The 14,345-nt window shown below is 66.1% G+C and carries 7 protein-coding genes; 3 read left to right on the top strand and 4 right to left on the bottom strand.

Annotated elements, in window-relative coordinates:
- Window positions 1-20: 20 nt before the first annotated feature.
- Window positions 21-1,340, bottom strand: a complete 1,320-nt coding sequence (locus ABD225_RS10760) for a right-handed parallel beta-helix repeat-containing protein (RefSeq protein WP_344084794.1) — start codon at window positions 1,338-1,340, stop codon at window positions 21-23.
- Between the two features lie 377 nt (window positions 1,341-1,717).
- Complete coding sequence (locus ABD225_RS10765; protein ID WP_344084797.1) at window positions 1,718-3,511, bottom strand: 6-bladed beta-propeller; 1,794 nt, start codon at window positions 3,509-3,511, stop codon at window positions 1,718-1,720.
- A gap of 256 nt (window positions 3,512-3,767) precedes the next feature.
- Between ABD225_RS10765 and ABD225_RS10770 the strand changes: the two genes are divergently transcribed.
- On the top strand, window positions 3,768-5,513 hold the full coding sequence (locus ABD225_RS10770) for an NHL repeat-containing protein (protein WP_344084800.1): 1,746 nt from the start codon (window positions 3,768-3,770) through the stop codon (window positions 5,511-5,513).
- Window positions 5,514-5,584: 71 nt separating this feature from the next.
- Here ABD225_RS10770 and ABD225_RS10775 read toward each other — a convergent pair whose 3' ends face one another.
- Together ABD225_RS10775 and ABD225_RS10780 are read right to left on the bottom strand one after the other, a co-directional pair.
- Entirely contained in the window at window positions 5,585-7,471 is a 1,887-nt protein-coding gene (locus tag ABD225_RS10775; protein ID WP_344084803.1) for a 6-bladed beta-propeller, read from the bottom strand.
- A 177-nt stretch (window positions 7,472-7,648) separates the two neighbouring features.
- Entirely contained in the window at window positions 7,649-9,475 is a 1,827-nt protein-coding gene (locus ABD225_RS10780; RefSeq protein ID WP_344084806.1) for a 6-bladed beta-propeller, read from the bottom strand.
- A 274-nt stretch (window positions 9,476-9,749) separates the two neighbouring features.
- Between ABD225_RS10780 and ABD225_RS10785 the strand changes: the two genes are divergently transcribed.
- The gene (locus tag ABD225_RS10785) at window positions 9,750-13,223 is read left to right on the top strand and encodes an NHL repeat-containing protein (RefSeq protein WP_344084809.1); all 3,474 of its coding nucleotides are present in this window, start codon (window positions 9,750-9,752) and stop codon (window positions 13,221-13,223) included.
- Window positions 13,224-13,396: 173 nt separating this feature from the next.
- Window positions 13,397-14,344, top strand: a complete 948-nt coding sequence (locus tag ABD225_RS10790; RefSeq protein ID WP_344084812.1) for a sulfotransferase domain-containing protein — start codon at window positions 13,397-13,399, stop codon at window positions 14,342-14,344.
- Window position 14,345 lies beyond the last annotated feature (1 nt).

Here is a 14,345-nt window from a genome sequence, read left to right on the forward strand (position 1 = left end):
GCGGCGCTGGGGTATGCCGATCAGCACCCCGCCGAGCTGAGCGGCGGGTTCTTGCCGGGCAGCACGGTGGAGCCATTCCAGGTGTTCCCGAACTTGCTCCAGTACGTGCTCGCGTTCTTGCTGATCCAGATGAAGGGCAAGGTATTGCTCGAGAAGGTGGCGTTCATGATGCCGCCGACGCCGAGGGCCTTGGTGGTGGAGCCGATGGGGTTGGTGGCGACATTGCAGCGCACGATCGGCCCATTGGTGCTGCTCGCCTTCGAGGGCTGGGCCAGGGTGGCATCCATGAGCCGGAACCCCATGCCGTACTGCCGGTAGGAGTCGACCTTGTTGAACTCCCAGCGGTTGCCCCAACCGGACATCTGGTCGTTGTAGCCGATCGAGACATTGCGCGCGGTGTTGTGGTGGATGTAGTTCCAGCTCGCGTCGACGTCAGTGTTGACGCCGCGCCCGTCCAAGGGCAGGTCGTGCACGGTGTTGAAGGCAACCTCGTTGTAGTTGGCTGCCGATCCGAGACGGATGCCCTCCTGCATGTAGTGGGCGCGGGTCGACGGGGCAATATCCGTGACGTCATTGCCGATGATCTGCCAGCGGTTGGAGAAGGTCATCAGCCAGATGCCGGGGCCGATGCCGCACGGGATTTTCGAGAAGGTGTTGTTGGACGCCACGCCATAGCTCGTCAGCGCGCCGTAGACCCCGCGGCCGGTGAAGGCATTGTTGAGGATCGTGATGCCATCGGCGGAGTCCAGGTCCGCAGTTCCGGTGACCGAGCGCAGATAGGGGATGACATTCGGCAGGGCACCCGGGTTGTACGCACCGTGGCCGGGGACCGCGCGCCGCGTCACGTAGTTTTCGGCCTTGACGAGATTGGTCAGCCAGCCATACGCGATATTGGACTTCTTGCCGGCGATCCAGATGCCATTGTGGATGGCGAGATTGTCGAACTGCCAGTAGTCGGCGCCTTGCCCGATCGTGATTGTGCGATCAGCGGCGGGTTGAGAGTTGTCGCAACTGACGGCCTTGGAGGCATGGGTCAGCGCCACGGTGCCGGGCGTGAGGGCAGTGACCCGGATCGGAGCCGCGGCGGTCCCGGAGGTCTTGATTCGGATCGGGCCGGTGTAGGTGCCCGGGCCGATGAGGATGGTGGTGCCGGGAGTGGCCTTGTTGACGGCGGCCTGGACGGTCTTCAGGGGGGCCGTCGCGGTGCCGGCGTTGGTGTCGAGGCCATTGGCCGCGACATACAAGGAACCGGCCGCGTGGGCCTGGGCAGACAGGGCGATCGGGGCCACGGCGAGGGTGGCCGCAGCGGTCAGCAGGGACAGGGGGCGATTGGCGCGCATGAAAGTAACTCCGGGGACGTGTCACTCACGCGAAGGTGAGCGGGGGGAGGCACGTGGTCCTCGCGGGCGGGGGGCGTAGTGCGCTAGGCGACATCGGCGACCGAACTGCTGGGTGGCTCGCCGATGAGTCATCCAGGGCTGGAGAACCATAGCGAGGCCCGCTTTGATCGATCAAGCTCCCGACCCGTCTTTCCCCAGGTCACGCGAGGTTTTCGGGGGGTTGAGGTCGGGTGAAGGTGGCTCCGGCCCGCATGAATACCCGCGAGTAGGCCTCAGATGTGATCCCCATCACAGTCGGCGTGTCGCATCCCCGGAAAGCACGACACGCCTGGATTCCCTGCCGGGAATCCAGGCGTGCTCGTGCTAGGCCTAGTCGGCTACTTCGTGTTGAGCTTGAAGACCGACACGCGCTCGTTGCCCTCTTCGGCGATGTAGAGACGGTCGGCGTTGATCGTCACCTGAGCGGGCTGGAAGAGCTTGCCCGCGACATACCCACGCTGGGCGATCTTGGTGACGAAGGCACCGGTCTTGGACCAGACCTTGACCTTGTGGACCGGGACATCGGCGACATAGACGCGCTCGTTGTCGACGGCGATGCCGAACGGGCTCGAGAGCTGGTTGTCGGCCGTGCCCCGGCCGATGGTCAGCTTGCCGAGATAGGCGCCTGTGGCACTCCAGTGGGTGATCTGGACCTTGGCGCTGTCGGCGACCCAGATGCTCTGGTCCTTGGGGTCGACCGCGATGCCCTTGGGATAGGAGAACTGGGCCGCGCCGCCGATCGTGCGCAGATAGGCACCGGTGGAGCTCAGCACCTGCACTCGCTTGTTGTTGGAGTCCGCCACATAGATCGTGCCATTCGCGGCCACCGCGACCGACTGCGGGTTGCGGAACTGCCCGGCGCCGGCGCCGGAGGTGCCGGAGGACCACTTGTAGGCGCCGTCCTTGGAGTAGGAGACGATGCGGCCGTTGTCGGTGTCGGTGATGATCCAGTCGTTGTTCACCGGGTTGGAGGCGACCATCCGGGCGTAGTTGAACTGGTTCGCCCCGCGACCGCGACGGCCCCACTCCTTGATGACGCCGCCGCTGGCGTTGAAGGTCTGGATCCGCCAGTTATAGGTGTCCGACACGGCGACGGTGCCGTCCTTGGCGACACCGACCCCGCGCGGCGCGTTGAAACCGCCGAGCGGGGGACGCTGCGCGGGGCTCGGGTAGGCCGCCATGAAGGCGCCATTGGCAGTGAACTTCTGCACGCGGAAGTTCGGCATGTCCGCGACCCAGAGGTTGCCGGCGGCATCGACCGTCGCTTCGCGGCCTCCGTCGGCGAACTGGCCGTTGCCGTAGCCCGCGGAGCCCCACTTGTTGATGAACTTGCCGTTCAGGTCGAACTTGCTGATCTTGTTGCCCTCGCCATCGACCACATAGACCCAACCCTTGGCCTTGTTGATCGCGATACCACGCATATCACCCTGGAACTGGCCCGGCCCGGAGCCCTTGGACCCCCACTTCCGCAGGAAGTTGCCGTTCTTGTCGAAGACCTGGATCCGGAAGTTGCCGGGGTCGACGACATAGAGGTTGTCATTGGCGTCCAAGGCCAGGCCGTGCGGGCTGCGCATCTTGCCATTGGCATTGCCGAAGCCACCAAGGGTCTTGATCTCGGCGCCGGTGCTGGTCGAGACGACGACATTGTGGTCCCAGGTGTCCGCGACATAGACCGTCCCGGTCGAGGAGACCACGACCCGGCTCGGGTAGAGGAATTTGCCGACGCCGGAGCCCTTGGCGCCCCACGAGCGCAGGAACTTGCCGGCAGCCGAGTAGACGTCGATGGTGTAGCGATCGGTGTCAGCCATGTAGATATCGCCATTGCGCTGATCGACGCCCAGACCATAGGGCGTGTAGTACTGCGTCGCGCCATTGCCGCTGTTGTTGATGATCGTGCCGAGACTGGCGCCGGTGGGGCTGTAGCGCTGCACGCGATAGTTCCAGTAGTCCCCGACCAGGATGCTGCCATCCTTGGCGGTCGCCATGCCCCAGGCATACAGTCCCGCGTGACCCTTGCCTCCGATGGCCCGCTCGAAGGTCGGGGCGATCGTGCCCTTGCCGGCATCGGAACCGCTCGCGGCGGCGCTGCCGGTGGCGGCCAACGCGAGCGCCACGGCTGCCGTACAGGTCATGCGTGCTGTCGTAGTTTTTCGGGTCATGGAAAGGCTCCCCAGGGATTCCGGTGCTCGAACGCCCGCGTCCACGCGCGGCGACTGCTGGCCAGCTTAGCCACGGGTGCCGACAACCGCGACCCCGCTGGCCAGGACAGTTCTCGATCCGTGGGACGATGGGGTTGCTCACGACCCGTGGCCATCAGGGTGTTGGTCACTATCAATCTAGGGGTTTTTCTCAGTGCGTCCTGTCTTCACTTTCGTATCCACAGGTGCCATGAGCGGCGCCCTGATCGCGTCGGCGGGAATGATTGGGGCGCACGCCAGTGCAGTCTCCGAACCCACGGTGCTCGGGGGGCCTGGACACGCAACGGTGTATCCCTCGGGGATGGAGGTCGCCCCCGATGGCAGCCTGATCGTGGCGGACACGGGCAACGACTCGGTCGCGAAGTTCACCGCTGCGGGCGCGCTGGTGTGGCGTTCGTCCGCCGGAGTCGGCGATGGCGATGAGGCCGAGAACGCCCGCGATATCGCGGTCGATGACCAGGGCTATATCTATGTTGCCGACGCTGCCGAGTTCCGCATCATCAAGCTGCGTCCCAGCGATGGCCAGGCGGTTGCCACCTTCAATGGTCCGGCAGGGGACCGGCTCGGCTCGCCGATTGGCATCACGGCGAAAAAGAACAAGATCTATGTCAGCGATGGCGCCAAGAAGAAGATCCGCGTCTTTGACACGAACGGCAACCAGGTGCAGGTCTTCACGGCTAAGGACGCGTGTGACCTCTCGGCCGTCCGCGACGCGGACGCCGACAATCTCGGCAACCTCTATGTCGCGAACTACAAGTTCAACAACATCGTGAAGTTCTCGCCGACTGGCGCCTGCCTCACCACATGGGGCAGCCAGGGCACCGCCAACGGGCAGTTCAAGAACCCGTATGGGGTGCGCCTGGCGAAGGACCCCAAGTGGGGCGAAGTGGTCTATGTCGCGGACTCCAACAACAACCGGGTTCAGGTCTTCAGCAAGACCGGCGTCTGGAAGGCGACCGTCGGCAAGACCGGCGCCTTCAACCAGCCGGGGACCTTCACCACGATGCGGCGAGTGGCCGTCGCCAAGGATGGCGACATCTGGGCCGCGGATCTGTGGGGCTGGCGGTTGGTTCGTTTCAACCGCACCGCCACCGGCTACGCCTACGCGCAGACGATCGGCGGCACCGCGCCGGCGCTGACGAAGAACTCCGTCTTCAACGAGCCACGCGCGGTCGCGGTCGGCAAGGACGGCAATCTCAACATCATGGACACCGTCAACCAGCGCGTCGTGACGATGACCCCGTCCGGCACCGTCCTCGGCGCGTGCGGCGCCCGGGACTGGCGGCCGATCTCGGTGAACTGGCCGCGTGGCGTCGCGATCGATCCGGTGACCGGCGACCGCTGGATCGCCGACACCAAGCAGTCCCGCCTGCAGATCTTCCCGGCCAAATGCGGCGCGCAGACCTACCGGCTCGGCAATGTCGGCACGGCGACCAATCAGTTCACCTGGCCGCACGCCATTGCGATCCGCCCGAGCGACCGCCTGGCCTTCGTCGCCGACAGTTGGAACAACCGCGTCACGGTCTGGGATGTCGCCACCCGGACGGCGCTGGCGAGCTATGCCGGCACCTTCAAGTCGCCGCGCGCCATCTCCCTCGACGCGGCGACGGGCAATCTCGTCGTGGCCGACTCGGCCAACAACCGGATCGTCACGCTGGCATACACCAAGTCCGGCGGGTTCAGCGAGGTCTCGAGCATCACCCCGGCCGGCCTGTCGATGCCCGAGGGTGTCGCCCGTGACGCCGCGGGCGACTACTGGATCGGCGACACCGGCAACAACCGCGTCCTCGTCGTGTCGTCCTCCGGGGCGATCCTGCAGAGCATCACGACGGCTGCCGGCAAGGCGATCTCCAAGCCCACCTCGATCACCGTCAACGGTTCCAAGGTCTACGTCTCGGACACCAACAACGACCGGGTCCTGGTCTACACCAGCTGATCCGCCCGCCCCGAGCATGACGATGCCGCAGCCCGACCGGGCTGCGGCATCGTCGGTTTCGCGGTGGTGGATCAGCCGGACTGGCGCAGGTTCCAGACCGAGATCCGCTCGTTGCCCTCCTCGCAGACATACAGGCGGCCGCTGTAGAGCGCGATGCCGTCGGGCTCGATGAAGCGTCCCTTGCCGGTGCCACGCTGACCGATCGCCATCACGAAGTCGCCATTCTTGGTGAAGACCTTGATCTTGTGACTGGGGGTATCGGCGACATAGATGCGCTCGGCGTCGGCGACGATGCCGAACGGCTTGTTCAACTGGTTGTCGGCCGTGCCCGAGGGCATCTTCAGCGCACCCAGGAAGGTGCCATTGACCCGCCACTTGGTGACTCGACGCTTGAGGCTGTCGCTGACATAGAGGATGTTCGGGTTGCTCGGGTCGACGGTGATCCCGCGCGGGTAGGCGAACTCGGTGGCCGATCCGAACATCCGCAAGAGGGCGCCATCCTTGGACAGCACCTGGATGCGCTGGTTGTTGGAGTCCGCGACATAGATGGTCCCGTCCGGCGTGATCGCCAGGGCCTGCGGGTTGCGGAACTCACCGAGCCCGCCCTTGCCGGCGTATCCGGTGGACCACTTGAAGAGCCCGTCCTTGGTGTAGGCCTTCACCCGCCCGTTGTCGGTGTCGACGATGACGATGTCCTGGTTGACGGGGCTGTACGCGAGCAGGCGGGCGTAGTTGAACTCGTAGTCGCCCCGGCCGCGCTGACCCCAGGTCTTCTTGAAGACACCGGCATTGGTGAAGGTCTGGACCCGCCAGTTGTAGGTGTCCGAGACCGCCACCGAGCCGTCGACCGGGTTGACCGCAACGCCACGCGGGGCGTTGAAGCCCCCGGTGGGCGGCGGCTGCGCCGGATTGGGGTATTGCCCGAGGAAGGCGCCGGTCGGCGAGAACTTCTGGACCCGGTAGTTCGGCATGTCGGCGACCCAGACATTGCCCTGGGCGTCGACGGTGGCCTCCCGCCCGCCGTCGTGGAACTGGCCCGGGCCGGTGCCATCGCTGCCCCAGCGGGTGATGAAGTTGCCCATCAGGTCGAACTTGTGGACCTTGTTGCCCTCGCCGTCGACGACATACACCCAGCCGTTCTTCTTGTCGACAGCCACCCCACGCAGGTCCCCACCGAACTGGCCTGGCGCGGTGCCCTGCTTGCCGAAGGAGCGCAGGAAGGTGCCGTTCTTGTCGAAGACGTCGATCCGCTTGTTGCCCTGGTCGGCGATATAGATATTGTCCGCCGCGTCCAGCGCCATGCCGTGCGGGCTGCGCATCTGGCCGGGCTTGCTGCCGGCCCCACCGAACTGCTTGATCTCCTTGCCGTTGACATCCGACATCACGATCGTGTGGTCCCAGGTGTCGGCGACGAAGACGGTTCCGACGCTGTTGACCACGACCCGGCTCGGGTAGAGGAATTTGTCGGGCCCGGTGCCCTTGCTGCCCCAGGAGCGCAGGTAGGTGCCGGCCTCGCTATAGACGTCGATCTGCTGCTTGTCGGTGTCGGCGATGAAGATCTCGCCGGTCCGCGGGTCTTGGCCGAGGCCGTAGGGCGTGTAGTACTGCGTCGCCCCATGCCCGTTGTTCTTGATGAACACCCCACCATTGGGGCCAACGGGCGTGCCATCGGCCGTGAACTTCAGGATCCGATAGTTCCAATAGTCGCCGACCAGGATGGTGCCATCGCGCAGCGTGGCCATACCCCAGGCATACAGTCCGGCATGGCCGGGGCCGCCGATATTGCGTTCCCAGATGGGGGAGATCGTCGACTTGGCGTCGGGTTTCGTCACCGAGGAAGCCGGGTATGCCGTGTTGGCCGCCGCGCTGGCGCCCGCGGTGGCGCAGCCAAGGGCCATGATCGAGGCGAGGGTGGGGACGGCAAGTCGCCGCCCCACAAAGTGGGAGCGTGTCGTCATATGAGGGGGGTTCCTTCCAACTGGTTCGCTCGCGAAGCGGTCGAGCGGACGCGGCCAATCCTACGGACCATCCACCCGGCGCCGACCAGGTCCCCCTTTTCGAGGACAGCCCTCTGAGCAGCCAAAATGCCGAAGGGCGGGCCCGATCGGGCCCGCCCTTCGACATCTACGACGGAATTACTTGGCGTTGAGGTTGAAGACCGAGATGCGCTCGTTGCCCTCTTCCATGACATACAGCTTGCCCTTGTCGACGGCGATGCCATCGGGCATGAGCAGCTTGCCCTTGACGGTGCCTCGGGAGCCGATCTTGGTGACGAAGACGCCGGCCTTGGTGTAGACCTTCACGCTGTGCGTCGGCGTGTCCGCGACATAGATGCGCTCGGCATCGGCGGCGATACCGAAGGGGCCACTGATGGCGTTTTCGGCGGTGCCCTTGGCGATCGGCAAGGTCGCCAACTTCACGCCGGCGGGGCTCCACTTGGTGATCTGGTCCTTGGCGCTGTCCGCGACCCAAATGTTCCCATCGACCGGGTCCACCGCGATGCCCCGGTTGTAGGTGAAGTCGGCGCTGGATCCGAACATGCGGAGCAGGGCGCCGTCCTTGGAGAGAACCTGGACCCGCTGGTTGTTGGAGTCGGCGACGAAAATGGTGCCATCGGCCGCGATGGCCAGGTCCTGCGGGTTGCGGAACTGGCCCAGGCCGCCCTTGCCGGCGATGCCGGTGGACCACTTGAAGAGACCGTCCTTGGTGTAGGCCTTGACCCGGCCGTTGTCCGAGTCGACGATGACGATGTCTTGGTTCAGCGGGCTGTACTTCAGCAAGCGCGCGTAGTTGAACTCGTAGTCGCCGCGACCGCGCTCGCCCCATTGCCGCACGAAGGTGCCGGCATTGGTGAAGGTCTGGATCCGCCAGTTGTAGGTGTCCGAGACGGCGATCGAGCCGTCCACCGGATTGACCGTAACTCCGCGCGGGGCATTGAAGCCGCCGGCCGGCGGCGGCTGCGCGGGATTGGGGTAGCTGGAGATGAACTTGCCGTTCTGGGTGAACTTCTGCACCCGGTAGTTCGGCATGTCGGCTACCCAGAGATTGCCGGCATTGTCGACCGTGGCCTCGCGGCCGCCGTCGGCGAACTGGCCGTCGCCGTGCCCGTTCTTGCCCCACTTGTTGATGAAGTTGCCGTTCAGGTCGAACTTGCTGACCTTGTTGCCCTCGCCGTCGACGACATAGACCCAGCCCTTGGCCTTGTTGATGGCGATGCCGCGCATGTCTCCGGCGAACTGGCCCGGGCCCGAGCCCTTGGAACCCCACTTGCGCAGGAAGGTGCCGTTCTTGTCGAAGACCGAGATGCGCCAGTTGCCGGTGTCGACGACATAGAGGTTGTCATTGGCGTCCAGGGCCATGCCGTGCGGGGCCTTGATCTGGCCGTCCTTGACGCCCCAGGTGCCGAACTGCTTGATCTCGTTGCCATTGGTATCCGAGATGACGATGTTGTTGTCCCAGGTGTCCGCGGTGAAGACGGTGCCTTCGGAGTTGACGACGACCCGGCTGGGGTAGAGGAACTTGCCCGGACCGGAGCCCTTCGACCCCCACGAGCGCAGGTAGGTGCCGGCCTCGCTGTAGACGTCGACCTGGTACTTGTCGGTGTCGGCGAAGTAGATCTCACCGGTGGCCGGGTCCTGGCCGATGCCGTAGGGCGTGTAGTACTGCGTCGCGCCATTGCCATTGTTCTTGATGAAGACCCCGCCGTTCGGGCCGGCCGGAGTGCCGTCGGCATTGAACTTCAGCACCCGGTAGTTCCAGTAGTCCCCGACAAGGACGGTGCCATCGCGCAGCGTCGCCATGCCCCAGGCATACAGACCGGCGTGGCCCGGCCCGCCGATGGTGCGCTCGAAGACGGGGGAGATGGTGTCGGCGGAGGCCGGAGCGGCGAGCAGGCCGGGGCCGAGCGCGAGCGCTGCGGCGGCGAGGCCGGCCGTGCCGGCCAGGCGGGTGTATGCGGGCATGGTTCCCCCGTGAGTGAGCTGTGGTGGGTTTGGTGTTCGATGAGGGCGGCATCGGTTCGCGGCCTGCGCCGCTTCCGGTTGCGTGAGTCCCCGCTCTATGGTAGCCCGCGCGTGTGCTATCTCGAAATTCCTGGTCATGGCTCGGTGTGTGTCATGATCCTGGAGCACTTTCTTGATCCTTGCGAAGGGTGGCTTTGCTTCCATGACGATTTCGCGCGCGCGCCGACAGGCCTCTGTCGGGACCGCCGCAGCACTGGTGATCTCGGGGGGTGTGATGGCCGCCACAGCTCCCGGCGCCGCGGCTGCTGCCCTTCCGACACCCACGGTTTTGGGCGGGCCCGGCCACGCCCTCATGTACACCTCCGGTATGGAGGTCGGTCCCGACGGCAGCGTCGTCATCGCCGACACTGGCAACGACTCCATCGCCAAGTTCTCCTCCTCCGGCTCGCTGGTCTGGCGGGTTTCGGCCGGCACCTCCGATGGCGATGAGGCCGAGAACGCCCGCGATATCGCGATCGATGACAGCGGCAACATCTATGTCGGTGACGCGGCCCTTTCGCGCGTGATCAAGCTCAGCTCGAGCGGCACCGTCCTGGACACGTGGAGCGGGCCGACCGGCGACAAGATCGGCAGCCCGATCGGGCTGACCTACAGCAATGGCAAGGTTTTTGTTGCCGACGCGGTCAAGCGCAAGATCCGCATCTTTGACACCAATGGCGTGCAGCAGCAGGCGATCAGCGAGTCCGGCTCCTGCAGCCTGGCCGCGGTCCGCGATGCCGATGCCGACGCAGCCGGCAATGTCTATGTCGCGAACTACACCAACAACAACATCTTGAAGTTCTCCTCCTCGGGCACTTGCCTCGGTGGGTGGGGCACCGCGGGCACCGGAGCGGGACAGTTCAAGAACCCCTATGGCGTGCGCGTCGCCGATGACCCCGTCTGGGGCGAGAGCGTCTATGTCGCCGACTCGAACAACAACCGCATCCAGGTCTTCTCGACCTCCGGCGCCTACCGCACCTCGATGGGCACCACCGGGACCTATGCCCAGCCGGGCACCTTCACCACCCTGCGGCGCGTCGCCGTCGCCAAGGACGGCGACGTCTGGGGTGCCGACCTGTGGGGCTGGCGTCTCGTGCGTTTCGACCGCACCAGCAGCGGCTTCAGCTACGCCCAGACCATCGGCGGCACGCCGCCGCCGGCGACCTCGACCTCGGTCTTCAACGAGCCCCGCTCGGTCGCCGTCGGGCCGACGGGCAATGTCAATGTCGTCGACACCGTCAACCAGCGGGTCGTCGAGATGACGCCCAGCGGGGATATCGTCAGCGTCTGCGGTGAGCGCGACTCCCGCCCGGTCTCGCTGAACTGGCCGCGCGGCCTGGCCATCGACCCGGCCACCGGTGACCGCTGGATCGCCGACACCAAGCAGTCGCGACTGCAGATCTTCCCGGCCAAGTGCTCCGCGCAGAAGATCCGCGTCAGCACCAAGGGCTCCGGCACCGGCGAGATGTACTGGCCGTACAGCATCGCCATCCGCGCGAGCGACCGCCTGGCCTTCGTCGCCGACACCCTCAACAACCGGATCACGGTCTGGGATGTCGCCACGCGGACCCAGATCGCGGCATACACCGGCGGTGGCCTGAAGCAGCCTCGCTCGGTCTCGGTCGACGGCACCGGCAAGATCATGGTGGCCGACTGGGGCAACAACCGCGTCATCGAGCTGTCCTACAGCAAGGCCGCGGGCTTCGCCCTGACCCGCGCCATCGCGCCCGGCCTCAACGGTCCCGAGGGCGCCGGCGTCGATGTCAATGGCGACACCTGGATCGCCGACACCGGCAACAACCGGGTGCTGACGATCAATGCGGCGGGCACGATCACCAACACCATCACCACGGTCGCCGGCAAGGCGCTGTCCAAGCCGGCCTCGATCAGCATCGCCGGCGGCTCGGTCTTCGTCTCCGACACCAACAACGACCGCGTCCTGCGCTACGCGCTCAAGGACACCCCGCCGCCGACCGGTGGGCCGAAGCTGGAGCGCACCCTCTACGGCTACGCCCCCGCCGACATGTACCCCGTGGATGTCACGAGCACCTCGACGCACTACTACGTCGTCGACCCGGGCCGCTACAGCATCTTCGGCGTCAACCGCGCCACCTCGGCGGTCGACTACACCGCCGGCGGCACCCGCGGGTCCGGCGCCGACGAACTCGCCGCCGCCCGCGCCCTCGCGGCGGACTCGGCCGGCAATGTCTGGGTCGCCGACACCCCGAACAACCGGATCGTGCGTTACGACTCGACGCTGAAGAACCCGAAGATCTTCGGATCCAAGGGCACCGGCAATGGGCAGTTCGCCGCGATCTACGGCATCGCTGACGGCCCCGGCATCGGCGCTGGCGGCGCGGCTGCAGAGGTCATCTACACCATCGACGCCAGCCGCATCCAGAAGTTCACCACCGGTGGCACCTGGCTGCAGACCAAGACCGACGCGACCTTGAACCAGCCGCGCCAGATCGAGGTCAACAAGGTCAATGGCGATGTCTATGTCGTCAACGCCCGCAACAAGCAGGTCGTTGTCTATGACAAGAACCTCAACGAGCGCTACCGCTTCGGCAGCGTGGGCACCGGCAATGGCCAGTTCATGGGTGACCCGCGAGGCATCACCGTCAGCCATGACGGCAAGATCGTCTTCGTCACCGATGACGGCAACCGCCGCATCCAGGCCTTCTCCGGCACCACCGGCGCCTTCCTGTATGCCTTCGGCAGCCCGACCTCCACGCTCTTCACCGACCCGCGTGGCATCGAGGTCACCGCGGACAACAAGCTGATCGTCTCCGACGAGTGGGCCTTCGCCCTCAAGGAGTTCAGCTTCACCAGCACCGGGGCCACCCAGGTCCGCAAGCTGTTCGGGAAGTCCGCTCCGGCCACCGGAGCGAACATTCCGCGCGGCGTGGCGCTCGACAGCGACGGTCACGTCTTCGTCAGCGACTGGTGGAACCAGCGGATCATCCGCAGCAACCGCGATGGCGTCATCGACAAGGTCTGGGGTTTCCGCGGCATCCGCGGCGAGTCCGGCAGCCTCAACTTCCAGTGGGCCGTCGCCGTCCAGCCGGGCACCAATAACGTCTTCGTGGGCAACCGTGAGTCCCACGAGATCAAGGTGTTCAGCCACGACGGCACCCAGCTGTGGGTCTACGGCAAGCGCGGCAGCGCCAATGGCGACCTGACCTTCCCGCAGGGCCTGGCCTTCGACAAAGACGGCACCCTGCTGGTCGCGGACTCCGGCAACGGCCGCATCCAGCGCTTCAAGGTCAACTCTTCGAGCCTGACCTGGCTGGCCAGCTATGGCACCAAGGGCACCGGCACCGGCCAGTTGCAGATGCCGACCGGCGTCTCGACGGCCTCGGACGGGACGATCTGGATCGCGGACACGCTGAACAACCGGATCCAGAGCTACAACCCGGCCACCAAAGTCTGGTCCACTCCCGTGACCAAGCCCGCAGGATCCACGCGGCCCTTCGCTGTGCCGTGGGGCGTCACCGTCGGCCCCGATGGCAACATTTGGGTCGCCGACACCGGCCGGGCTCGCCTGGTGCGCATGACCACCTCCGGCGCGATGATCGAGGAAGTGACGGGCGCCTCCGCGGGCACCTCGGACTTCATCGGTCCGTTCCAGGTGGCCTTCGACGCCAGCGGTGACCTGTTCATGTCCGACGCCTGGGGCAACCGCGTGCTCCGCCTCGGCTGGAGCTAAGTCACCCCACGAAGTGTCCTCGCTGCGCTGCGGTACTTCGCGGGGACCCCGAGAAAAAGTGCGCCTCGCGGGGCACTTCACGCACGGCCTCGCCGGCCGATCGGCAACCACGATGGTTGCGATCGGCCGGCGTAGCCGTGTCACCCCCTGATCGCCGGCAAAGGATCCGATTCATGACCACGCCACTGCCTGAGAATCGCTCCACTTTGGGGCGGGCCAGGGCCCGGTTCGACCGTCACATCCAGTGGGCTAAGGACGGCGGCATCGGCCGGCTCATCGAGGAAGACAATCTCGACCCGCGGGCGCGGGCCAAGGCCGCGCTGGCCCGCCGCGCCTGGGTCAAGGCGAATCCGCATATTCCTGGGGGAGCGCGGGCGGTCTTCGTCGTCGGCGTGCAGCGCTCGGGCACCAATATGCTCACCTCCGGCCTAGACGCCATGCCAGAGGTGGAGGTTCACAACGAGAACGACAAGAAGATCTTCGAGCGCTTCCAGTTGCGCTCTCACGAGCTCGTGGCCAAGACCGTCGCCGCCAGCCCGCACCAGATCGTGCTGTTCAAGCCGATCTGCGACAGCCACGACACCGATGCACTCCTCGACCTCTTCGCCGCCGCGCCGAACCCGGCCCGTGCCCTGTGGGCCTATCGCGCCGTCGATGATCGGGTCCGCTCCGCCGTCGCGAAATTCGGCGATGTGAACCAGCAGGTCATGGCGCGGATCGCGCGCACCGGCGTCGACGGGTCCTGGCAGACCGGCCGGATGACGGATCAGGTCCTGGACGCGATCCGCTTCTGCGATCCGGAGAGCCTCGACGCCAACTCCGGCGCCGCCCTGTTCTGGTGGGCCCGCAACTCCCTCTACTTCACCACCGGCCTGGACGCCCGCAGCGATGTCATGCCGGTCGCCTACGACCAGATCGTCGCAGACCCGCAGGCCCGTCTGCACGCCGTATGCCGATTCGTCGGCCTCCCCTTCCGCCCGGAAGTCGCCGCGCATGTTGACACCCGGGCCGCCGCGCGTGGCCACAAGGCCCCCCTCGACCTCGACCCGCGCGTGCGAGCCCTGACCGACGACCTCGGGGCGCGGCTCGACGCGGCGGCTGCGGCCTTCTCGGTGAGCTGAT

Source organism: Nostocoides veronense, from assembly GCF_039531185.1.
In the GTDB taxonomy this organism is placed as follows: Bacteria; Actinomycetota; Actinomycetes; order Actinomycetales; family Dermatophilaceae; genus Nostocoides_A; species Nostocoides_A veronense.